We start from the raw sequence: 22,314 nt of genomic DNA on the forward strand, positions 1-22,314 counted from the left end.
CGCACATGAGCAAGGCACTGCAGTCGCTGCTCGATCTGCTCGACCTGGAGCAGATCGAGCGCGACATCTTCCGCGGTCGCTCCCGGTTCGCCGTCGTCCCCCGGGTCTTCGGGGGACAGGTGGCGGCCCAGGCGCTGATCGCCGCGGGACGCACCGTCCCCGCCGACCGGTTCGCGCACTCGCTGCACGCGTACTTCCTGGTCGCCGGGGACCCGGGCGCCCCGATCGTCTACGAGGTGGACCGGATCCGTGACGGTCGGTCCTTCACCACCCGGCGCGTGGTCGCCGTCCAGCACGGCCGGCCGATCTTCCACCTCTCCGCCTCCTTCCAGGCGCACGAGGAGGGGCTGGACCACCAGGCGCAGATGCCCGAGGTCCCCGACCCGGAGACGCTGCCGACGTTCGAGCAGATGATGCCGCTCCACGCCGACGCCTACGCCTCGCCGGACATGCTGGAGCGAATGCTGGCCGCGCGCGCCGCCGTGGACCTGCGGTACGTCAACACGCCGCCCTGGGGCAGCGTGGGCGAGCCCCGGGAACCCCGTTCCCAGGTGTGGTTCCGCACGGCGGGCAAGCTCGACGGGCCGCTCGACGACCCGCTGATGCACGTCTGCCTCGCCACGTACGTCTCCGACATGACGCTGCTGGACTCCGTGCTGCTCGCCCACGGGCGCGGCGGCTGGGCCGTCGGCGACGTGGTGGGCGCCTCCCTGGACCACGCGATGTGGTTCCACCGCCCCTTCCGGGCCGACGAGTGGCTGCTCTACGACCAGGAGTCGCCGTCCGCCTCCGGCGGGCGCGGGCTCGGTCAGGCGCGCATCTACACGCGGGACGGGCGGCTCGCGATCTCCGTCATCCAGGAGGGCGTGGTGCGGGTCCCGCGGGGGACCTGAGCGACGCCCGGTGTCCGCCGCCGCCGTGCCGGGTGCCCGCGTGCGCCGGGGCCCCGCGGGCCTGTGGCTCCGCGGTCCCGCGGTCCCGCGTGAGAAGTGCGGGGGCCGGGGAACGTTCGATGCATGACGGATACCCCCGGCGGCCGACGGCCGGACGACAAGCGGCCCGACGACGCGCGGCCGGACGACGTGCGGCCGGACGGGGCGGGGTCGTTCGGCGCCGGACCGGACGACGTGCGGCCTGACGCGACGCGGCCTGACACCACGCGACCGGGCGCCGAGGGGCCCGACGGCACCGGACCGGTCGGCGCGCGGACCGACGGCGCCCAGCCCGACGACGCGCGGCAGGACGCGCTCCGGCCGGACGGGACGTTCCCGGAGGACGGACACCTCGCGGGCGGCGGCGCGTCGAAGGGCGAGGCGGCCTCCGACGACGGGGACAGCACCTTCACCGTGCTGGTCGCCGCCGGGGCGAACCTGGGCATCGCGCTGGCCAAGGCGGTGGCCGGCGTCATCAGCGGATCCAGCGCCATGCTCTCCGAGGCCGCCCACTCCGTCGCCGACACCGTCACCGAACTCCTCCTGCTGGTCGCCCTGCGTCGCAGCGCCCACCCCGCCGACGAGGACCACCCCCTGGGCCACGGCGCGGAACGGTACGTCTGGGCGCTGCTCGCCGCCGTGGCCACCTTCGTCGGCGGCGCCGTCTTCTCCTTCTACGACGGCGTGCACACGCTGGTGAAGGGGGAGGAACTCGGGGACCCGCTGATCTCCTACATCGTGCTCGCGGTGGCGTTCGTGCTGGAGGGGATCTCCCTGCGGACCGGACTGCGGCAGTCGCGCGGCGAGGCCCGGCGGCACGGGACGAGCTTCGAGCGGTACCTGCGCCACACCCCGGACACCGCCGTCAAGGCCGTGGTGATGGAGGACTCCGCGGCCCTGATCGGCCTCGCACTGGCCGCGCTCGGCCTGCTGGGCGGCCAGCTCACCGGTTCGGGCGTGTGGGACGGCGTGGCCTCGCTGCTGATCGGCGTGCTGCTGCTCTACGTGGCGTGGGTGCTCGGGCGGTCCAACGTCGAACTGCTGGTGGGCCGCCCGCTGCCGCGTCCGGTCCGCGAGCGGATCCGGGAGGAGCTGCGGGCGGTGCCGCACATCGAGGACGTGCTGGAGCTCACCACCCTGGTGCAGGGCCCGCGGGAGGCGCTGGTGGCGGCCAAGGTGGACTTCCGGGACGTCTCCAGCGCCGCCGAGGTCGAGCAGGCGTGCGACCTCGCGGAACAGCGGCTGCGGGAGACGTTCCCGGTGATCGGCCGGGTCTACCTGGACCCGACCCCGGGGCGGCGTCAGCCCTCGTAGAGCCCCGCCTCGCTGAGCAGGTAGGCGGTCATCGGGTCGTAGTACCGGGGGCTGTGGACATGGTCGTCGAGCGGCACGGCCACCTGGAGCGTGCCCTCGGCCTCCGCCACGAACAGCGCCGGGTCGTTGCAGTCCGCGTAGCCCACCGCGTCCACACCGTGCTGGGCGGCGGCGCCCGCCCAGCCGTGGTCGGCGACCACCAGATCCGGCAGCGGGCGGCTGTCCTCGCCCAGCGCGAAGAGAATGGCCCGCATCGGCTCGCCCGAGTGGGTGTGCCAGAGGCTCGCGCCGCGCTCCACCACGGCGACGTCGGCGAACTGGACCACCCGGCCCTCCACCGTGCCCAGGTCCTCGGGGATCACCATGACCTCGCAGCCCGCCGCACGCAGCGCGGCCGCCGTGGCCCGGTGCACGTCCAGGAGCCCGCCGGGGTGCCCGGTGGCCAGCAGCACCCGCTGCCGGTCCTCCGCCGCCTTCCGCAGCCGGGCCGCCATCCGCTCCAGCCCGGACACCGTCAGCTCCGGGTCGATCGTGTCCTGCCCGACCCGGTGCGCCGGGTCGTCGTCCACCCCGACCCGCTCCGCCATCACGGCCAGCACGTCCTGCTCGTCGGCCCAGCGGTCGCCGAACTCCAGGCCGAACCAGTAGTAGCGGTCACCGTTGGCCAGGGCGCGGTAGTGGGACAGGTTGTTCTCGCGGGGCGTGGCGACGTCCCCCGCGATACGGGTACGCACGAGGTGGTCGATCAGCTCGTCACGGCTGGGCGTCGGGGTCCCGGGTATCGGCATGTCACCCATTCTGATGGAGGCCGGGCCGGACGTCCCGCGGATTGTCCACAGGTCTCGAACCCGCGTCCGAGACCTGTGCCACGGTCGCCGTATGTCACGGCACCAGCTTGTCCAGTTCCAGCTCTATCCGGAACGGCACCGGCCGCCGCAGGGACCCCCGGAAGATCCCGGCCGGGGCGTAGACGCCGGTCGGTCCGTCCAGCTCGTACACGTGGACGACAGGAGACCCGTCCTCGTCCTCCACGCACCAGTAGTGCGGGATCCCGGCCTCGGCGTACTTGCGCAGCTTGACCGTGCGGTCGCGGTGCGCGGACTCGGGGGAGACCACCTCGACGACGAGGCGCACCTCTTCCGGGGTGAACCAGGTCCTGTCGCCCTCGTAGGCCGCCGTGGTGACCAGGAGATCGGGCTCCGGCCGGTTGCGGGCGTCCAGTCTTATCGTCATCTCCCGGCTCACCCGCAGGTCGGCGGGCGCCTGTTCCATGAGCGCGACGGTGAGCATGGTGACGAGGTGGCCATGCCGCCACCGCTGTGGCGACATCATGAAGACGAGAGCTCCATCGATCAGCTCCGTGTGGCGAGGTGCCTCGGGAAGGCGGTCCAGGTCCTCCGCGAGCCAGCCTTCCTCGCGCGGGGGGCGCATCCAGTCGGGCAGTGCGGTCATGCAGTCACTGTAGCGATCCGGGCCGGCACGGTCCGATTGTTGCGGAGGGATGAAATCCGCTCCGGCCGTCGTTGGTGCCTGGAGGAAGATCAGGACCGACGGAGGGCACCCCGAGTGACGGAGCGGCAACAGGAGAACGGACCCGGCTGGGCGCGCCGGCTGGCGGCCTACGCCTGGCGGCATCCGAAGGACGTGATCCTCGCCCTCGGCTCCTCCCTGGCCGGCATGGCGGTCATGGCGCTGATCCCGCTGATCACCAAGGTGATCATCGACGACGTGATCGGCGACCGGTCCCGCGAGATGGTCCACTGGGCGGGCCTGCTGATCGCCGCCGCGTTCGTCGTCTACGTGATGACCTACATCCGCCGCTACTACGGCGGACGCCTCGCCCTGGACGTGCAGCACGAACTGCGCACGGACATGTACCGCACCATCACCCGCCTCGACGGCCGCCGCCAGGACGAGCTGTCCACCGGCCAGGTGGTCGGGCGGGCGACCAGCGACCTCCAGCTGATCCAGGGCCTGCTGTTCATGCTGCCGATGACGATCGGCAACATCCTGCTCTTCCTCATCTCCCTGGGCATCATGGCCGCCCTGTCCCTCCCGCTGACCGCCGTCGCGGTCGCCGTCGCCCCCGCCCTGTGGTGGATCGCCCGCCGCAGCCGCGCCAAGCTGCACCCGGCCACCTGGTACGCCCAGGCGCAGGCCGCCGCCGTCGCCGGTGTGGTCGACGGCGCCGTCACCGGAGTCCGGGTGGTCAAGGGCTTCGGCCAGGAGGAGCAGGAGACCGGCAAGCTCCGCGCCGTCGGCCGCCGCCTCTTCGCCGGGCGCCTGCGCACCATCAAGCTCAACGCCACCTACACCCCCGCCCTGCAGGCCGTGCCCGCCCTCGGGCAGGTCGCCATGCTGGCCCTCGGCGGCTGGCTCGCGGTCGAGGGGCACATCACGCTCGGCACCTTCGTCGCCTTCTCCGCCTACCTGGCCCAGTTGGTCTCCCCGGTCCGCATGCTCGCCATGGTGCTCACCGTCGGCCAGCAGGCCCGGGCCGGCACCGAACGCGTGCTGGAGCTGATCGACACCGAGCCGAGCTTCCGGGACGGCGCCGCCGAACTGCCCGCCGACGCGCCCGCCACCGTCGAGTTCGACGACGTCTCTTTCTCCTACAACGACACCCGCCCCGTCCTGAACGGCCTCTCGTTCGCCATACGCCCCGGCGAGACGCTGGCCGTGGTCGGCTCCTCCGGCTCCGGCAAGTCCACGGTCTCGCTGCTGCTGCCCCGCTTCTACGACGCCACCGGCGGCAGCGTCCGCATCGGCGGCCGTGACGTGCGGGAACTGACCCTGCGGTCGCTGCGCGCCGCGATCGGCATGGTGCCCGAGGACTCCTTCCTCTTCTCCGAGTCGGTCCGCGACAACATCGCCTACGGCCGCCCCGAGGCCACCGACGCGGAGGTCGAGCGGGCCGCCCGCGCGGCCCAGGCCCACGACTTCATCGCCGCGCTGCCCGAGGGCTACGCCACCAAGGTCGGCGAGCACGGCCTCACCCTCTCCGGCGGCCAGCGCCAGCGCGTCGCGCTGGCCCGCGCCATCCTCACCGACCCGCGCCTGCTGGTCCTCGACGACGCCACCTCCGCCGTCGACGCCCGTGTCGAGCACGAGATCCACGAGGCGCTGCGGCACGTCATGGAGGGCCGCACGACCCTGCTCATCGCCCACCGCCGCTCCACCCTGAACCTCGCCGACCGCATCGCGGTCCTCGACGGCGGCCGCCTCGCCGACATCGGCACCCACGAGGAGCTCACCGCGCGCTGCGCCCTCTACCGCGGCCTGCTCACCGACCCCGACGAGCTCGGCGGCATGTCCCCGGGCCACGTCCGGGCAGCCGCCGGACGCGCCGGAGAGGAGTCCACGGACACCACCGTTCGCGACGAACTGGACGCCGAGTACTGCGCCGAGCGCGGCATCACCCCCCGCCTGTGGACGGGCGACCGCGAGCCGCGCGACCCCGCCCTGGAGGGCATGCCCGCCACACCGGAGCTGCTGGCCAAGGTCGACGCGCTGCCCCCCGCCACCGACACCCCGGAGGTCGACGAGGCACGCGCCGGCCGGCCGGAGAAGGACTACAACCTCCGCCGCCTGCTGCGGGGCTTCGGCGGGGTGCTCACGGTCAGCCTGCTGCTGGTCGCGATCGACGCCGGCATGGGCCTGCTGCTCCCCGTCCTGATCCGCAACGGCATCGACGACGGCGTCCAGCGGGTCGCGCTCGGCGGCGTGTGGACGGCCTCGCTGATCGCGCTGGCCGTGGTGCTCACGCAGTGGGCGGCCCAGGTGGGCGAGATGCGGATGACCGGCCGGACCGGCGAACGGGTGCTGTACGCGCTGCGGCTGAAGATCTTCGCCCAGCTCCAGCGGCTCGGCCTGGACTACTACGAGCGCGAGCTCACCGGCCGGATCATGACGCGGATGACCACGGACGTGGACGCGCTGGCGACCTTCCTGCAGACCGGACTGGTCACCGCGTTCGTCTCGGTGGTCACCTTCTTCGGCATCATGGCCGCCCTGCTGGTGCTCGACGTCGAACTGGCGCTGATCGTCTTCGCGACACTGCCGCCGCTGATCGTCTCCACCTACTTCTTCCGCCGGGCGAGCGTGAAGGCGTACGAGCTGGCCCGGGAGCGGGTCTCCACGGTCAACGCCGACCTCCAGGAGTCCGTCGCCGGGCTGCGCATCCTGCAGGCGTTCGGCCGGGAGGGCTCCGGCGGCGAGCGGTTCGCCGAGCGCAGCGACCTGTACCGCCGGGCCCGCATCCGCGGACAGTGGCTGATCTCGGTGTACTTCCCGTTCGTGCAGTTCCTCGCCACGGTCGCCTCGGCGGCCGTGCTGTGGGCGGGCGCCGGGCGGATCGCCGCAGGCACCCTGACGGCGGGCGCGCTGGTCGCCTACCTCCTCTACATCGACCTCTTCTTCGCGCCCGTGCAGCAGCTCTCGCAGGTCTTCGACGGGTACCAGCAGGCCTCGGTCTCGCTGGGCCGGGTCCAGGAGCTGCTGCGGGAGCCCACCTCCACCGAGGCCGCGGACAAGCCGGTGCCGGTGCGGAAGCTGGCAGGGGAGATCGTCTTCGAGGACGTCCACTTCGCCTACGGCGCGGAGGGGGCGGCCGGCGAGGGGCCGGACGACGACTCCGGCGGCGGGAACGCGCTGACGGGCATCGACCTGCGGATCCCGGCCGGGCAGACGGTGGCCTTCGTCGGCGAGACCGGCGCGGGGAAGTCCACGCTGGTCAAGCTGGTCGCCCGCTACTACGACCCGGTCCGCGGGCGGGTCACCGCCGACGGCCGCGACCTGCGCGAGCTGGACCTCACCGGGTACCGGCAGCGGCTGGGCGTGGTGCCGCAGGAGGCCTATCTCTTCCCCGGCACGGTCCGGGACGCCATCGCCTACGGGCGGCCGGACGCGACCGACGCCGAGGTCGAGGCGGCGGCGCGGGCGGTCGGCGCGCACGAGATGATCGCGACGCTGGAGGGCGGCTACCTGCACGAGGTCGCCGAGCGGGGGCGGAACCTCTCCGCGGGCCAGCGGCAGCTGATCGCGCTGGCCCGGGCGGAGCTGGTGGACCCGGACGTGCTGCTGCTCGACGAGGCGACGGCGGCGCTGGACCTCGCCACGGAGGCGGCGGTCAACGCGGCCACCGAGAAGCTGGCCGGCCGCCGCACCACCCTGGTGGTGGCCCACCGGCTCACCACCGCGGCCCGAGCGGACCGGGTGATCGTCATGGACCACGGCCGCGTCGCCGAGGACGGCACCCACGATGAGCTGCTCGCCCGCGGCGGCCGCTACGCCGCCCTCTGGCAGACCTTCATCGGCGCCCCCGAGCCCGCCGCCGACCTCCGCTGACCGGGCGGCGCGCCGTCGCGTGTGTTCGACCGCCCGTCCCCTCTCCTCCTGTCTAACCTGCCTGACGACACGAGGAGAGGGGACGACATGGAGACGAGACTCCTGATGGGCCGTGCCGCCGCGGTGGCGGTGGACATCGTCCGGGGGACCGGTCCGGACGCGTTCGACCTGCCCACGCCGTGTCCGGACATGAGGACCGGCGCGCTGGTGAACCACCTGATCCGGTTCACCGGCGAACGGGCGCAGGCCGCGGGACGCAAGCAGTCCCCGTCGCCGGGGGACGAGGTCGCGCAGGACCACGACTTCACCGCGGAGCCGGACTGGGCCGAGAGGTACGCCGCCGAGGCCGCGGCGGCCGCAGCCGTCTGGAGCACTCCCGAGGCGTGGACCGGCGAGACGTCGCTTGCGGGGACCGCGCGGATGCCCGCCCGTTTCGTCGGAGGAATCGTGCTGGGGGAGTGGCTGCTGCACGGCTGGGACCTGGCGGTGGCCACCGGGCGGAAGCCGACCGTGGACGAGGAACTCGCCGCGGCGCTGTACGAGGACATCGCGGGCAAGGCCGACATGGCGCGCACGTACGGGGTGTTCGGGCCAGAGGTCGCCGTGGAACCGACCGCACCGCTGTTCGACCGCGCCCTGGGGCTGGCCGGCCGGGACCCGGCGTGGCGCCGCCCGGCCGACCGGGAGTGAGGGGACGGAGCCGGAGCCACCGGGCGGGCGCAGGTCCCGCTGCGTCAGGAGGAGCCCGGTGGTGCTCCGGTGCGCGTGCGGGCCTGGTGATGGAGCGGTGGCGCGGGTAGGTTCGGGCCACCTATGTCTCCCAGGGGAGGGTGCATGCGCAAGGCGCTCAGAGGGGCGATGGCACTCGGTGTGCTGATGGGCACGCTGGGCACGGCCGGGACGGCCACCGCCGTCCAGCCCGACGCCACCGACACCACCACCGCGGCAACGGCGGCCCAGGCCGCCGCCTCCGCGGACATCCTGGACCGGCTGCTCTCGATACCCGGGATGAGCCTGATCCAGGAGAAGCCGTACAGCGGCTACCGCTTCTTCGTGCTCAACTACACCCAGCCGGTGGACCACCGCGACCCGTCCAAGGGCACGTTCCAGCAGCGCATCACCCTGCTGCACAAGGACGTCTCGCGCCCGACGGTCTTCTACACCGGCGGCTACAGCGTCTCCACCAGCCCGAGCCGCCGTGAGCCGACCCAGATCGTCGACGGCAACCAGATCTCCATGGAGTACCGGTTCTTCTCGCCGTCCCGCCCGGACCCGGCCGACTGGTCGGACCTGGACATCTGGCAGGCGGCCAGCGACCAGCACCGCATCTTCGCGGCGCTCAAGCCGATCTACGCCGAGAACTGGCTGTCCACCGGCGGCTCCAAGGGCGGCATGACCGCCACCTACTACGAGCGCTTCTACCCGCGCGACATGGACGGCGTGGTCGCCTACGTCGCCCCCAACGACGTGGTGAACAAGGAGGACTCCGCCTACGACGCGTTCTTCGCCCGCGTCGGCACCAAGGAGTGCCGCGACCGCCTCAACGGCGTGCAGCGCGAGGCGCTGGTCCGTCGTGACGCGCTGATGAAGCGTTACGAGGCGGCCGCCGCGGAGAACGGCTGGACCTTCGACACCATCGGCTCCATGGACCGCGCCTACGAGGCCGTGGTGCTGGACTACGTGTGGGGCTTCTGGCAGTACAGCACCCTCGCCGACTGCGAGTCGATCCCGGCGGACGCGGCGAACGCCACCGACGAGGAGATCTGGAACTCCGTCGACACGATCTCCGGGTTCAGCTTCTACACCGACCAGGGCCTGAGCCCGTACACGCCGTACTACTACCAGGCCGGCACCCAGCTGGGCGCCCCCACGATCACCTTCCCGTACATCGAGGACGAGCTGATCCGCTACGGCTACCAGCCGCCGCGGAACTTCGTCCCCCGCTCGATCCCGATGTCGTTCCAGCCGTCGGCGATGCGCGACGTGGACAACTGGGTGCGCAAGAACGCCCGTCAGATGCTGTTCGTCTACGGGCAGAACGACCCGTGGGGCGCCGAGCGGTTCCACCTGAGCAAGGGCGCCAAGGACTCCTACGTGCTGACCGCGCCCGGGATGAACCACGGCGCCAACGTGGCCGGTCTGGTGCCCGAGGAGAAGGCGCTGGCCACCGCCCGCATCCTCGAGTGGGCGGGTGTCGCCCCGGCCTCCGTCCAGTCGGACCCGACCAAGGCGAAGCCGCTCGCGAAGTGGGACGCCAAGCTGGACAAGCGGGACGTGGAGCGGGAGCCGAACCTGCGCCCGTGACGACGCTCCCGGGCTGAGCCCCCGAGCTTCTGGGCTTGGCTCCTGGGCCGAGTCCGACCCGCGTGGTGCGGGTCCGTCCGTACCCCGGTCCCGCACGACGCGGGACCGGGGTACGGTCACACCTTGCGGGCGCACCCGACCGGCAGGCTCCCGCCCAGCCGCACGTACAGCGCCGTGGACGACGGGCACCGGTCGCGGTCCGCGACCGCCCGGGTCACCTCGAACTGCGGCTTCCTCCCGCCCCGTCCGTCGCAGGCGGTCTCCCGGACCTCGCCCCGGCCGGTGGCGTAGAGGCAGTCGCCGACCACCGTGAGCGGGCCGCCCCCGCCCCCCGGGTCGCCCGGATGCGGCGGCTGGAGATTGCGCATGCAGGCGTAACCCTGCGGGGTGATCCCGTCGCCGTCCTCGTCCGAGGCGGAGTGCCGGTCGCTGACGTGCAGCACGAAGTCGGTGTCGGCCGGGCAGCGCGGGCCGCCGGTGCGTCTCCCCTCGTGACGGGCGGTCACCTTGGCCACCGCCCGCTCGCTGGTGCAGGCCACCTCGCCGAAGCTCCGGGTTCCCGAGGTGCTGCACCGGCCCACCGCCAGGAACACCGGACCTTCGCCGGCCGCCGCGACCGTCGGCGACGAACGGGCCTCCACCCGCCCGTCGCCGGATCCCCCGGCCCCGGCCGGCGCGGTCCGCGCGCAGCCCGCCGCCGTCAGGACGACGAGCAGCAGCGCGCCCGCCACCCGCACAGCACCACGTCGCATCTCCGTCCCCCCGCAGCAGCCTGCCCCGCGCGGAGCGGGACGCGCCAGGCGTTCGGGAGGAAATGGGCCGACCGGAGCGGGTGGCACGCCGACGGGCGCAGAGCGGGTACGGCGCATGACGGGCGGCGGCCTACGGCCTCCTGCGGCCCCCGTCCACCCGCTGAGCACCCGCTGCGGACCACCCGCACGCGCCCGCCCGCTGCCGCCTGCCGCCGGGCTCGCGCGCTCGGCAGCGGTGCCGGGGTCCATCCGCCCCTGGACCGGCCCCGGCACCGCCGTTCCTCAGTAGCTCAGCCCGTACCCGATCGGGAAGAGCACCTGGTCAGGGGCGTCCGCCCGCTGCACCGGCACCGGCAGCTTCCCGCTGGGCGAGACCCGCCCGGCGATGACCCGCGCCGCCGCCCGCACCTCGGTGTCCGTCCAGGAGTAGGAGGCCAGCACCGCCGGCACGCCGTCCAGGTGCGCCACGTCGTACGGGTTGCGCACCGCCACCACGACGACCGGCTTCCCGGTCTCCTGCAGTCGCCTCACCAGCGTCTTCTGCGTGCTGCTCGCCGTCACGTTGTACGTGGCGACCACCACCGCGTCCGCGTCGGCGGCCGCCGTGACCGCGCCCGCGATGACGGTGGCGGAGGGCGCCGTCCCGGTGGTCAGGGCCGTGGTGGTGAAGCCGGACTCGGCGAGCGCCGCGGCGATCACCTTGGTGGTGGGGCCGTCGGACAGGGACGGGGAGGCCGGGTCGGGGCCCACCACCAGCAGCCTGCGGTGACGGAGCCGGTGCAGCGGCAGCAGGCCGCCCTCGTTGACCAGCAGCGTGGTCGTGTGGTCCGCGATCCGCTCGGCCGCCTTGTAGTGGGCGCCGGTGCCCACCGCCTGGTCGACGCCGTGGTGGGTGACGTACGGGTCCTGGAACAGGCCCAGCTTCGCCTTGAGGCGGAGGATCCGCAGAATCGATTCCTCCAGCCGCGCCTCGGTGAGCTCGCCGGACCGGACCGCGTCCAGCACCGCGTTCCAGGAGACGTTCAGGTCCGGCGGGTTGAGCAGCTGGTCGACGCCGGCCTGGACGGCCATCACCGCCACCCGCGCGTCGCCGTACTTGCTGCGCACACCCTGCATGCCGAGGGAGTCGGTGACGACCACGCCGTCGTAGCCGAGCTCCTCGCGCAGGATGCCGGTGAGGATCGGCCGGGAGAGGGTGGCCGGGTCGCCGGACGGGTCCAGCGCGGGAACCATCAGGTGGGCGGTCATGATGGAGTCGATCCCCGCCCGGATGGCCGCCCGGAACGGCGGGGCGTCCACCGTCTCCCACTCCTCGCGGCTGTGGGTGATGATCGGGAAGCCGTAGTGGCTGTCGACGGCGGTGTCGCCGTGACCGGGGAAGTGCTTGGCGGTGGCCGCCACCCCGGAGTTCTGGTAGCCGACCACCTCGGCGGCGGCCAGCCGGGCCGCGGCCTGCGGGTCCGCGCCCAGCGAGCGCACGCCGATCACCGGGTTGGCCGGGTTGACGTTCACGTCGCAGACCGTGGAGTAGTTCTGACGGATGCCCAGCGCGGCCAGCTCCGCGCCGGCCACCCGGCCCAGCGCCTTGGCGTCGGACTTCGATCCGCTCGCGCCCAGCGCCATCGCGCCCGGCAGCAGGGTGGCCGGCTTGCCGACCCGGGCGACGATGCCGTGCTCCTGGTCCGTGGCGATCAGCATCGGCAGCCCGCGGGGCAGGTCCAGGGAGGCCTTCTGGATGCCGTTGGAGAGGTCCGCGATCTGGTGCGGGTCGCGGGTGTTGTGGGCCCAGGCGAAGTAGATGATGCCGCCGAGCCGGTACTTCTCGATCAGTTCGGCCGCGGTGCGGACGCCGATCTCCTTGAGGTTGGCGTCGACGTCGGCCTGGTCCGGGGCGGTCGCCGAGTGGCCGTAGACCCGCATCACGAAGAGCTGGCCGACCTTCTCCTCCAGTGTCATCCCGGAGATGAGGGCGCGCAGTTGCTCGTCGTCCACGGTCGCCGGGTCGTCGGCGGCGAGGGCGGGGGTACCGGCCGCCAGGACCGCGGCGATGCCCGCGGTGGCGGCGAGGACGGTGCGTCTTGAGGGCCGGGTCCTGCCCGAAGCGGTGTTTCCGGAACTACCCGTGCTGGAGTCGCGCACGTGCGCCCCTTCCTTGGATGAAGGAAACTTCCGAGGGGCCACGAATATCGGGGAAGTTTCTTTCGGTCAAGGGTCGCGGCACGATGCGTGCCTGTGCGGCGCGGCGGACGGGGGCGGCGCGGGGGTGCTGCGGGGCCTCCCGGGCGGGCGGGGCGCCGGGCGGGCGGGCCGGGCTTGCCGTGCCGGTCACGGCGAACCGGAACGGCGGGGCGGGGTGCGGCCCGCGGTGCGGCATGGCGGACCGCGGCGGCGGAAACCAGCGTCGGACCGCGGTGCAGAGTGCCGACCGCGGCGGCCGACCGGCCCCGCCCGGACAAGTGGGGTGTGTGGGGGCGAAGGGGGCCATGGGGCCGGCCCGGTGGGGGCAGGCGGCCACGGGTGGCGGACCGTGTCTGCCAGCCGGCCGACCGGCCCCTCCCGGACAGGTGGGGTCCGGGCGCGGGGACCGTTCCCCATCCGGTCCGGACCCGGACACGGCGACCGGGGCCGCGACGGGCGCCGGACCCGGGGCCAGGGGACGCCTGGTGGGGGCAGGCGGTCATCAGGGAGGCCCGGTGGGGCGGGCGGTCGTCCGGGGAGCCCGGTCGGGCAGGTGGGCATCCGGGGGCCAGGAACGACGCGGTCGGGGCCCCGGTGGGCCGTCACCGGCGCGCAGGAGGGGGCGGCGCCGGTGACGGCCGGGCTGCCGGTCCGCGGGCGGGGAGGGAGGGGGAAACCGGCCCCCACAGGTGGCCGGTCGGCCGCTCCGCGGTGACTGCTCCGGCAGCGCGGCCCTTGGACGCGCCACCGCCGCTCACGGTTCCCCGGTCATGCCCCGCCATCGCGACCGCAGCGTCCGCACCGTCTCCGTGACGGCCGGACGGCGGGCCGCCTCCTGCCGCCACACCGCGTACAGCCGCCGCACCGGCACCGGTTCCATCGGCACCGTCACCACCTCCTCGGGCAGCGGCCCCCGGCCCAGGCGGGGGATCACCGCCACCCCGAGCCCGGCCGCCACCAGTGCCACCAGGGTGGGGTTCTCGTCGGCGGTGTGGACCACCCGTGGTTCGTGCCCGGCCGACCGCATGGTCCGCAGCAGCCAGTCGTGGCAGACCCGCCCCGGCGGCTGGCAGACCCAGTCCTGGCCCGCCAGTTCCTCGCCCCGCACCCCCGACCGGCCGGCCAGCGGGTGCCCCCGCGGGACCAGCAGGTCGCTGTGGTCCTCGCCGATCCGCCGCCGCGCCAGCCCCGGCGGGAGCGCCATCGGGGCCACGTCCCAGTCGTGCGTCACCGCCATGTCGACGGCGCCCTTGGCCACCATCCCCACCGACAGGTGCGGGTCCACCTCGCTGAGCCGCAGGTCCAGCGCCCGGTGACGCGCCGCCAGGTCGGCGAGCACCCCCGGCATCAGCCCGCGCGCGGCCGAGGGGAAGGCGGCGACCGTCAGCCGCCCCGACGGCTCCCCGCGCCGCTCCTCCAGGGCCGCTTCCGCCTGCTCCACCAGGCCCAGCAGAGCCCGCGCCGTCTCGGCCAGCTGACGCGCGTCCTCGGTGAGCCGCACGCCCCGGCCCTGCCGCTCCAGGAGCACCGTGCGGGTCTCGCGTTCCAGCTTGGCGATCTGCTGGGACACCGCGGAGGGCGTGTAACCCAGCGACTCCGCCGCCGCGTTGACGGTTCCGTGCACGGCGACCGCGTGCAGCGCGCGCAACCGCTGAAGGTCCAGCATGGTCCGGCCTCCCTCGCGACGGACTCCGCCCGTCGATTCAGCGTTCCTACATCCACCCGTGCAGCAATCATCGCTGGTGCTTCACGGTGGTGGCGACGGATGCTCGACGCATGCGACCTACTCATCTCCTGCTGGCCGTGTGTGTGGCGGCCACCTGGGGCGTCAACTTCGTGGTGATCGAGGTCGGCCTCGACCACTTCCCGCCCCTCCTGCTGTCCGCGCTGCGGTTCCTCCTCGCCGCCCTGCCGGCCGTCTTCCTGGTAGGGCGGCCGAAGGTCGCGTGGAAGTGGATCGTGGGCGTCGGCCTCGCCCTGGGCGTGGCCAAGTTCGGGCTGGTCTTCGTCGGCATGGACCAGGGCATGCCCGCCGGGCTCACCTCGCTGGTCCTGCAGATCCAGGCCGTCTTCACCGCGCTGTTCGCCTTCGCCGTGCTCGGCGAACGGCTCACCGGCCTGCGGGTCGCCGGCATGACGGTCGCGGTCGCCGGGATAGCGGTGGCGGCCGTGGACGAGGGGACGACGGGGCCCCTGCACGCCTTCGCCCTGGTGATCCTCGGCGGCGCCTGCTGGGGCGTGTCCAACGTCCTCACCCGCAAGGCGGCCCCGCCGGACGCGCTCAACTTCATGGTCTGGGTGAGCACCGTGCCCGTGCTCCCTCTGCTGGCCCTCTCGCTGCTCACCGAGGGCGCCGACCGCGACCTGGCGGCCCTGCGCGCTCTCGACATGGAGGGCGTCGGGGTGATCCTGTTCATCGCCTGGGTCAGCACCGTCTTCGGCTTCGGCGCCTGGGGCTGGCTGATCAAGCGGTACCCGGCCTCCACGGTGGCCCCGTTCTCGCTGCTGGTGCCGGTCTTCGGGATGGCCTCCGCCTGGCTCCTGCTGGACGAGACGGTGAGCCCGCTGCGCTGGGCCGCCGCCGCCCTGCTGGTCGTCGGCGTCGCCATGACCTCCCTCGTGCGCCCGGGCCGCAGCCGCGTGGTCGCCGGAGGGGTCGGTGGTGCAGACTCCACGGCGGACGCACCGACGAAGGAGGACCCGGATGACCTTCCGGCTGACCGCTCCACCGCTGGAGGGCTCACGGGTACGGCTGGAGCCGCTGCACCCGCGGCACGCGGCTGACCTGGCCGTCGCGGCGGAGGAGGACCGGTCCACCTTCGCCTGGACCTGGGTGCCCCGCGCGGACGAGGTCCCGGGCTACATCGCCACCCAGCGGGGACGCGCCGAGGAGGGGACGGTCGCGCCCTACGCGCAGATATCCCTGGTCACCGGCCGCGCCGTCGGCTGCACGTCCTTCTGCACGCCGCGCGCCTGGCGGACGCCCGGGCGGCTGGACGCGGTCGAGGTGGGGTGGACCTGGCTGGGCCGCTCGGCCCAGGGCACCGGCGTCAACGCCGAGGCCAAGCTGCTGCTGTTCCGGCAGGCGTTCGAGGGCTGGGGTGTCGGCCGGGTGGACCTGATGACGGACGCCCGCAACGCCCGGTCCCGTGCCGCGATGGAACGGGTGGGGGCCCGGCCCGAGGGAGTGCTGCGCGGCTGGGGCGTCTCCCGGGTCCCGGGGGAGGAGGGCCGGCTGCGCGACACGGCCGTCCACGCGGTCCTCGCGGAGGACTGGACGGAGGTTCGCGAGAAACTCGAAAAAATCTTGTCCGGCCGTACAACCTCCGCCCCACCCCGCCGGTCTTAGTCGGCGTCAGGAGTTCTGGAGGGGGATCCGGGGGGATCGGAAAAGCTTCTGGCGGGGGGAGAAACCGAAGGGGCCCGGTCCACAGGACCGGGCCCCTTCGTCATGCGCACCGGCCGCCGTGGTCAGAAGAACACGCCGCAGCGCAGGAGGACGTTGGCGTACGGGGCCGCCTCGCCGGTGCGGACCACCAGGCGGGCGTCGCGGGAACGCAGCTTGAGCTCCTCGTGGGGGACCAGGCGCAGCCCGGGCAGGCCGGCCAGCAGCGCGGCGGCCGCCGGATTGGCGTCCCGCACCTCGGACGCGGCGACGGCGCCCTCCACGACCAGTTCCTCCAGCAACCCGTCCAGCACCTCCGCGAAGGACGGCACCCCGGCGCGGAACGCCAGGTCCACCACCCGCGGGCCCGCGGGTATCGGCATGCCCGCGTCGCAGACCAGCACCTCGTCGGTGTGGCCCAGCTCCGCGAGTGCGCCGGCCAGGTGGCGGTTGAGGATTCCGGACCGCTTCACAGCGCCTCGACCTCCTCGGCCGTCGGGTAGGACGCCTGGGCGCCCTCCCGGGTGACCGCCGCCGCGCCGACCCGCGCCGCGTAACCGGCGGCCGCCGGCAGGGACTCGCCGAGGCCCAGACGCCAGGCCAGCGCCGCGGTGAACGCGTCGCCCGCGCCGGTGGTGTCCACGGCCTCGACCTTCACCGACGGCACCCGGTTGACCGCGACGCCGGCCGCCGCGCCCTGCGCCGACGGGTCCGCCGAGGCCGCGCCTTCCGCCGCCTCGGCCGTCACCGCGCCCTCCGCGCCCAGGGTGACCACCACCGAGCGCGGTCCCAGCGCCAGCAGCGCCCGGGCCCACTCCTCGGGGGTGTCGCCCAGCGGGCCGTCGCCGGCGATCACCCGCGCCTCGTGCTCGTTGACGATCAGCGGGTCGCAGGCCGCCAGCAGCTCCGCGGGGAGCTCCCGCGGCGGCGACGGGTTCAGCACGAACCGCGTCCCCGGCGCCAGCAGGCGCACCGCCTCGGTCACCGTCTCCAGCGGGATCTCCAGCTGGGCCGAGACCACCGGCGCGCGGCGCAGCACGCGTTCGGACGCCGTCCGGGCGTCCTCGGGCGTCAGCCGCCCGTTGGCGCCGGGCGACACCACGATGCTGTTGTCGCCCGACGGGTCCACGGTGATCAGCGCGACGCCGGTGGGCGCCCCGCCGGCCGCCACCGCGGCGGTGTCCACGCCGGAGGAGGACAACGAGTCCAGCAGCAGCCCTCCGTGCGGGTCGTCGCCCACCCGGGCCACCAGGGCCGTGCGAGCCCCGAGCCGGGCCGCGGCCACCGCCTGGTTGGCGCCCTTGCCGCCCGGGTGGACCGCGAGGTCCGAGCCCAGCACGGTCTCGCCGGCGGCGGGCCGCCGCTCGACGCCGATCACCAGGTCGGCGTTGGCCGAACCGACGACCACCAGGTCGTAGTCGAACATCACTGTCTCCCTCGTCTTCCTCACCCGGACCGTCCGCTTCCACCCGGACCCGTTGCCGGTTCCGGACCCGTTGCCTCTGTCGGGCCGTCAGCCGCCGAACGAGCCGACGTTCTCCTTGGTGACGACCTTCACCGGCACCTTGACCAGGTCCTTGAGGTCCTTGCCCTCGGCCGCGTCCAGCGCGTTGCGGACGGCGATCTTCCCCAGCTCGGTGGGCTGCTGCGCGACCGAGGCGTAGAGGGTGCCCGCCTCGACGGCCTTCAGGCCGTCCGGGGTGCCGTCGAAGCCCACGACCTGCACGTCCTTGCCCGCACGGGAGCCGAGGGCCTTCGCGGCGCCGAGCGCCATCTCGTCGTTCTCGGCGAACACGCCCTGGACGTCGGGGTGCGCCTGGAGCAGGTTGGTCATGACGTCCAGGCCCTTGGTGCGGTCGAAGTCCGCGGGCTGCTTGGCGACCACCTTGACGCCGGGGAACTCCTTGAGCCCTTCGGCGAATCCCTGGCCGCGCTCACGGCTGGCGGAGGTGCCCGCCTGGCCCTGGAGGATCACGATGGAGCCCTTGCCGCCCAGCTTCTCGCCCAGCGAGCGGGCCGCCATCCGGCCGCCCTCGACGTTGTCGGACGCGACCAGCGTGTCGACCTCCGCCTTGTTGACGCCGCGGTCCACGGCCACCACCGGGATGTCCGCCTTGTTGGCGGAGCGCACCGAGGGGCCCGCCGCGTCGGAGTCCACCGGGTTGACGACGATGGTGGACAGGCCGGAGCTGGTGAAGTTCTGCAGCTGGTTGGCCTGCTGGGAGGCGTCGTTCTGGGCATCGGTGACGGTCAGGTCCACGCCCAGCTTCTTCGCCTCCTGCTCCGCGCCCTGGCGGATCTGCACGAAGAACGGGTTGTTCAGGGTGGACAGCGACAGACCCACCTTCTGCCTGGCGGCCGAGTCGGAGCCGTTGTGCAGGAAGGACATCGAGGCCACCACCGCGACCGCGACCACGGCGGCCAGCAGGTAGGTCAAGGCCTGCTTGCCGCGGTTTCCGCCACCGCCCGCCGGGGAGGCGGCCGCCGGGGTGGCGCCGGCCTTGCGTCGGACGGTGTCCAGCAGGACGGCGAGCGCGATGACCACGCCGATGACGACCTGCTGCCAGAACGCGGAGACCGAGAGCAGGTTGAGGCCGTTGCGCAGCACGGCGAGGATCAGCGCGCCGATGAGCGTGCCGGAGGCCTTGCCGACGCCGCCGGCCAGCGAGGCGCCGCCGATGACGACAGCGGCGATCGCGTCCAGCTCGTAGCCCTGCGCGGCCTGCGGCTGCGCGGAGGACAGACGGGAGGCCAGCACGATGCCCGCCGCGGCGGCGAACAGCCCGGACAGGGCGTAGATCGCCAGCTTCTGCTTCTTGACCTTCAGGCCGGACAGCCGCGCGGCCTCCTCGTTGCCGCCGATGGCGTACATGGAGCGGCCGATGTAGGTGCGGCCCAGGACCAGCGCCGTGATCAGGCCGAGGACGACCATGACCAGGACGGGCACCGGCAGCCAGCCGCCGAGGGTGTCGCCGAGGTGCGAGACCGACTCGGGGAACGGGATCGGGCTGCCCTGCGAGATCACCAGCGACAGACCGCGCGCGATCGACAGCATCGCCAGGGTGGCGATGAACGGCGGCAGCTTCCCGTAGGAGATCAGCACACCGTTGACGAGGCCGCAGGCCAGGCCGGTGGCGACGGCCAGGATCACGGCGACGACGACCGGAACGCCCTCGGAGGTCGCCGTCCAGGCCAGCACGGTCGCCGACAGCGCGGCCACCGAGCCCACCGACAGGTCGATGCCCGCCGAGACGATGACGAAGGTGACGCCGAACGCCAGGATCGCGGTGACCGCCGCCTGGACGCCGATGTTCAGCAGGTTGTCCGCGGTCAGGAAGTCGCCGGAGAGCGCCGCCATGGCGACCACCAGGACGATCAGCGCGGTCAGCGCGCCGTTGTCGAGCAGGATGCGGCGCAGGCCGCCGGCGCCACTCGCGCCCGGCCTGCTCTTGAGCGTGTCAGTGGCCACGGTCGGCCTTCCCTTCCTTGGTTCCTGCGTTCCCGGCCTCTTCGCCGGTGGTGTGCGTGGACTGCGTGGGCTGCGGGGACCGGTCGGGCCGGGTCGAGACGGCGAGGGCCATCACCGCGTCCTGGGTCGCTTCGTCGGCGGGCAGCTCGCCCGCGATCCGGCCCTGGGCCATCACCAGCACCCGGTCGCTCATGCCGAGCACCTCGGGCAGGTCGCTGGAGACCATCAGGACCGCCGCTCCGGCGGCCGTGAGTTCGTTGATCAGCTGGTAGATCTCGACCTTGGCGCCCACGTCGATGCCGCGGGTCGGCTCGTCGAGGATCAGCACCCGGGTGTCGGCGAGCAGCCACTTGCCGATGACGACCTTCTGCTGGTTGCCGCCGGACAGCGTGCGCACCTGCTGGTCGAGGCCGGCCATCCGGACGCCGAGCTGCTCGGCGATCCGCCCGGCGGCCTGCCGCTGGCCCTTGCGGTCCACCAGCCCGGCCTTCGTCGACGACCGGAGGGTCACCAGGCCGAGGTTCTCCGCCACGGAGGCGTCGAGGACCAGGCCCTGGCCCTTGCGGTCCTCCGGGATCAGCCCGATCCCGGCGTCCAGCGCGGCGTTGACGTCGTGGCGGCGCAGACCCTTCCCCGCCACCGTCACCGTGCCCGCGTCGTAGGGGTCGGCGCCGAACACGGCGCGCGCCACCTCGGTGCGGCCGGCGCCGACCAGGCCGGCGATGCCGACGACCTCGCCGGCCCGGACCTCGAAGGACACGTCGTGGAAGACGCCGTCACGGGTCAGCCCCTCCACCCGCAGCAGCGGCTCGCCGGCTGTGGCCCGCTCGCGCGGGTACTGCTGCTCGATGGAGCGGCCCACCATCAGGCGGACCAGTTCGTCCTCCGGGGCGGAGGCGGGGACCTGGCCCACGCTGCGGCCGTCGCGGATGACGGTGACGCGGTCGCCGAGGGCGGCGATCTCCTCCAGGTGGTGGGTGATGAAGACGACGCCCACGCCGTCCTCGCGCAGCCGGCGGACGATCGAGAACAGCTTCTCGACCTCCTCCGAGGTGAGCACCGCGGTCGGCTCGTCCATGATCAGCACCCGGGCGTCCAGGCTGAGCGCCTTGGCGATCTCCACCATCTGCAGGCGGGCGATGCCCAGTTCACGCACCCGGGCCCGCGGCGAGACCGCCACCCCGACCCGTTCCAGCAGCTCGGCGGCGTCGGCCTCCATGCGGCGGCGGTCGATCATGCCGAACCGGCGGGGCTGGCGGCCCAGGAAGATGTTCTCGGCCACGGTCAGGTCCGGGACCAGATTGAACTCCTGGTAGATGGTGGCGATGCCGAGCTTCTCGGCGTCCTGCGCGCTGCCGATCGTCACCTCCCGTCCGTCGACCAGGAGGCGGCCCTCGTCCGGGCGGTGGGCGCCGGAGAGCGTCTTGATCAGCGTGCTCTTGCCCGCGCCGTTCTCGCCGAGCAGCACGTGCACCTCGCCGCGCCGCAGGTCGAAGTCGACGCCGTCGAGCGCGACCACGCCGGGGAAGGCCTTGCGCACTCCTTCGATGCGCAGCAACTCGTCCGTGTCGCTCACGGGTTGCTCCTCTTCTGGGGGTCGGTCCCGTTCTCCGGACCGGTCCCGGTGTCAGGGCCGTCCTCGCCGCAGGAGCGGCGGACGACGAGCCGGGCGGGAAGGGTGACGGACCGGGCGGCCCGGCCCTCGATGCGGTCGACCAGGGCGCGCACGGCCGCACGGCCGAGCTCGCCGGTGGGCTGGGCGATCGCGGTGACCGGTGGGTCGGTGTGCACGAACCAGGGAATGTCGTCGAACGCCGCCAGCGCGATGTCGTGCGGCACCCGCAGGCCGCGCGAGCGCACGGCGTCCAGGGCGCCGAGCGCCATCAGGTTGTCGGCGGCGAACACGGCCTCGGGCGGCTCGGACAGGTCAAGGAACCGCTCGGTGGCGCGCCGGCCGCTCTCGGCCTGGAAGTCGCCCTGGCCGATGTAGGCGTCGGGCAGCTCCAGACCGTGCGCGGCGAGCGCCTCGCGGAACGCCTCGACCCGCTCGCTGCCGGTGGTGGTGGCGGCCGGGCCCGCGATGATGGCGAGCCGCCGGTGACCGAGGCGGTGGAGATGGGCGACCAGCTCCCGCACCGCGTCCCGGCCGTCGGAGCGGACCACGGGCACGTCCACGTCGTCCGCGCCGGGGATCCACCGGTCCACGAAGACGACCGGGGTCCCGGCCCGCGCGGTGTCGAGCAGCAGGGGGGTGCCGCCGTCGGTGGGGGAGACCAGCAGGCCGTCGATCCGACGGTCCCGCAGGTTGCGGATGTGGTGGTCCTGCAGGTCGGGGCGCTCGTCGGCGTTGCCGATGATCACGCTGTAGCCGAGGGCGCGCGCCTCCTCCTCCACGGCCCGGGCGAGCTCGGTGAAGTACGGGTTCAGCACGTCGCTGATCACCAGCCCGAGCGTGCGGGTCTGGTCGGTGCGCAGTGACCGGGCCACCGCGTTGGGGCGGTACCCGAGCTCCTCGACCGCGGCCAGCACCCGGGCGCGGGCGTCCGCGCTCACCGAGGGGTGCAGGTTGAGCGCACGCGACACGGTGGCGACGGAGACTCCGGCGCGGGCCGCGACGTCCTTGATGCCAGGCAT

General features: G+C 73.6%; 17 protein-coding genes. 7 read left to right on the forward strand and 10 right to left on the reverse strand.

From position 1 onward, the window contains the following. Positions 1–5: 5 nt before the first annotated feature. Entirely contained in the window at positions 6–893 is an 888-nt protein-coding gene (locus tag ACFRAV_RS22145; protein WP_382557987.1) for an acyl-CoA thioesterase, read from the forward strand. Positions 894–1,346: 453 nt separating this feature from the next. Then, positions 1,347–2,246, forward strand: a complete 900-nt coding sequence (locus ACFRAV_RS22150) for a cation diffusion facilitator family transporter (RefSeq protein ID WP_382558011.1) — start codon at positions 1,347–1,349, stop codon at positions 2,244–2,246. On the opposite strand, the gene ACFRAV_RS22155 is transcribed toward ACFRAV_RS22150, so the two are convergent. After that, positions 2,234–3,034: a phosphatase gene (locus ACFRAV_RS22155; RefSeq protein ID WP_382557988.1), complete on the reverse strand. Its 801-nt coding sequence runs from the start codon at positions 3,032–3,034 to the stop codon at positions 2,234–2,236. The genes ACFRAV_RS22150 and ACFRAV_RS22155 overlap by 13 nt on opposite strands. A gap of 94 nt (positions 3,035–3,128) precedes the next feature. After that, positions 3,129–3,698 carry a Uma2 family endonuclease gene (locus ACFRAV_RS22160; protein WP_382557989.1) on the reverse strand — a complete coding sequence of 190 codons (570 nt, stop codon included), beginning with the start codon at positions 3,696–3,698 and terminating at the stop codon, positions 3,129–3,131. A gap of 114 nt (positions 3,699–3,812) precedes the next feature. On the opposite strand from ACFRAV_RS22160, the gene ACFRAV_RS22165 reads away from it, so the two are divergent. The 3 genes from ACFRAV_RS22165 (at position 3,813) to ACFRAV_RS22175 (ending at position 9,896) form a co-directional block, all read left to right on the forward strand. Continuing rightward, positions 3,813–7,592, forward strand: coding sequence for an ABC transporter ATP-binding protein (locus tag ACFRAV_RS22165; protein WP_382557990.1), 3,780 nt, complete (start codon positions 3,813–3,815; stop codon positions 7,590–7,592). Between the two features lie 87 nt (positions 7,593–7,679). Next, positions 7,680–8,282, forward strand: a complete 603-nt coding sequence (locus ACFRAV_RS22170; RefSeq protein WP_382557991.1) for a TIGR03086 family metal-binding protein — start codon at positions 7,680–7,682, stop codon at positions 8,280–8,282. A gap of 144 nt (positions 8,283–8,426) precedes the next feature. Beyond that, positions 8,427–9,896 (forward strand): aminopeptidase, encoded by a 1,470-nt coding sequence (locus ACFRAV_RS22175; protein ID WP_382557992.1) that lies wholly within the window; start codon positions 8,427–8,429, stop codon positions 9,894–9,896. Between the two features lie 116 nt (positions 9,897–10,012). Here the strand turns inward: ACFRAV_RS22175 and ACFRAV_RS22180 are convergent, their stop codons facing one another. From ACFRAV_RS22180 to ACFRAV_RS22190, 3 genes are all read right to left on the reverse strand, one after another. Continuing rightward, complete coding sequence (locus ACFRAV_RS22180) at positions 10,013–10,648, reverse strand: hypothetical protein (protein WP_382557993.1); 636 nt, start codon at positions 10,646–10,648, stop codon at positions 10,013–10,015. Between the two features lie 282 nt (positions 10,649–10,930). Continuing rightward, positions 10,931–12,787, reverse strand: a complete 1,857-nt coding sequence (locus ACFRAV_RS22185) for a glycoside hydrolase family 3 protein (protein ID WP_382557994.1) — start codon at positions 12,785–12,787, stop codon at positions 10,931–10,933. 793 nt (positions 12,788–13,580) lie between these two features. Continuing rightward, positions 13,581–14,492 (reverse strand): LysR substrate-binding domain-containing protein, encoded by a 912-nt coding sequence (locus ACFRAV_RS22190; protein ID WP_382557995.1) that lies wholly within the window; start codon positions 14,490–14,492, stop codon positions 13,581–13,583. Between the two features lie 110 nt (positions 14,493–14,602). On the opposite strand from ACFRAV_RS22190, the gene ACFRAV_RS22195 reads away from it, so the two are divergent. Further along, positions 14,603–15,610 (forward strand): EamA family transporter, encoded by a 1,008-nt coding sequence (locus ACFRAV_RS22195; RefSeq protein ID WP_382557996.1) that lies wholly within the window; start codon positions 14,603–14,605, stop codon positions 15,608–15,610. Further along, the gene (locus ACFRAV_RS22200; protein ID WP_382557997.1) at positions 15,531–16,175 is read left to right on the forward strand and encodes a GNAT family N-acetyltransferase; all 645 of its coding nucleotides are present in this window, start codon (positions 15,531–15,533) and stop codon (positions 16,173–16,175) included. The genes ACFRAV_RS22195 and ACFRAV_RS22200 overlap by 80 nt, the downstream gene beginning before the upstream one ends. A gap of 122 nt (positions 16,176–16,297) precedes the next feature. Here ACFRAV_RS22200 and rbsD read toward each other — a convergent pair whose 3' ends face one another. From rbsD to ACFRAV_RS22225, 5 genes are all read right to left on the reverse strand, one after another. Continuing rightward, entirely contained in the window at positions 16,298–16,684 is a 387-nt protein-coding gene (gene rbsD / locus ACFRAV_RS22205) for a D-ribose pyranase (RefSeq protein WP_382557998.1), read from the reverse strand. Further along, a complete protein-coding gene (locus ACFRAV_RS22210) occupies positions 16,681–17,637 on the reverse strand; it encodes a ribokinase (protein WP_382557999.1) in 957 nt (318 codons plus the stop codon). The genes rbsD and ACFRAV_RS22210 overlap by 4 nt, the downstream gene beginning before the upstream one ends. Before the next feature lie 87 nt (positions 17,638–17,724). Beyond that, on the reverse strand, positions 17,725–19,680 hold the full coding sequence (locus ACFRAV_RS22215) for a substrate-binding domain-containing protein (protein ID WP_382558000.1): 1,956 nt from the start codon (positions 19,678–19,680) through the stop codon (positions 17,725–17,727). Further along, positions 19,670–21,256: a sugar ABC transporter ATP-binding protein gene (locus ACFRAV_RS22220; protein WP_382558001.1), complete on the reverse strand. Its 1,587-nt coding sequence runs from the start codon at positions 21,254–21,256 to the stop codon at positions 19,670–19,672. The genes ACFRAV_RS22215 and ACFRAV_RS22220 overlap by 11 nt, the downstream gene beginning before the upstream one ends. Further along, entirely contained in the window at positions 21,253–22,314 is a 1,062-nt protein-coding gene (locus ACFRAV_RS22225) for a LacI family DNA-binding transcriptional regulator (protein WP_382558002.1), read from the reverse strand. Before ACFRAV_RS22225 ends, ACFRAV_RS22220 begins: the two co-directional genes overlap by 4 nt.

Source organism: Streptomyces sp. NPDC056600, assembly GCF_042792855.1.
GTDB lineage: Bacteria > Actinomycetota > Actinomycetes > Streptomycetales > Streptomycetaceae > Streptomyces.

Excerpts from the sequence above, each read along its gene's own strand:
- ACFRAV_RS22145 (WP_382557987.1), top strand. The coding sequence starts at position 6 with ATGAGCAAGGCACTGCAGTCGCTGCTCGATCTGCTCGACCTGGAGCAG.
- ACFRAV_RS22155 (WP_382557988.1), bottom strand. The coding sequence starts at position 3,034 with ATGCCGATACCCGGGACCCCGACGCCCAGCCGTGACGAGCTGATCGAC.
- ACFRAV_RS22160 (WP_382557989.1), bottom strand. The coding sequence starts at position 3,698 with ATGACCGCACTGCCCGACTGGATGCGCCCCCCGCGCGAGGAAGGCTGG.
- ACFRAV_RS22170 (WP_382557991.1), top strand. The coding sequence starts at position 7,680 with ATGGAGACGAGACTCCTGATGGGCCGTGCCGCCGCGGTGGCGGTGGAC.
- ACFRAV_RS22175 (WP_382557992.1), top strand. The coding sequence starts at position 8,427 with ATGCGCAAGGCGCTCAGAGGGGCGATGGCACTCGGTGTGCTGATGGGC.
- ACFRAV_RS22180 (WP_382557993.1), bottom strand. The coding sequence starts at position 10,648 with ATGCGACGTGGTGCTGTGCGGGTGGCGGGCGCGCTGCTGCTCGTCGTC.
- ACFRAV_RS22190 (WP_382557995.1), bottom strand. The coding sequence starts at position 14,492 with ATGCTGGACCTTCAGCGGTTGCGCGCGCTGCACGCGGTCGCCGTGCAC.
- ACFRAV_RS22195 (WP_382557996.1), top strand. The coding sequence starts at position 14,603 with ATGCGACCTACTCATCTCCTGCTGGCCGTGTGTGTGGCGGCCACCTGG.
- ACFRAV_RS22200 (WP_382557997.1), top strand. The coding sequence starts at position 15,531 with ATGACCTTCCGGCTGACCGCTCCACCGCTGGAGGGCTCACGGGTACGG.
- ACFRAV_RS22210 (WP_382557999.1), bottom strand. The coding sequence starts at position 17,637 with ATGTTCGACTACGACCTGGTGGTCGTCGGTTCGGCCAACGCCGACCTG.
- ACFRAV_RS22225 (WP_382558002.1), bottom strand. The coding sequence starts at position 22,314 with ATGCCTGGCATCAAGGACGTCGCGGCCCGCGCCGGAGTCTCCGTCGCC.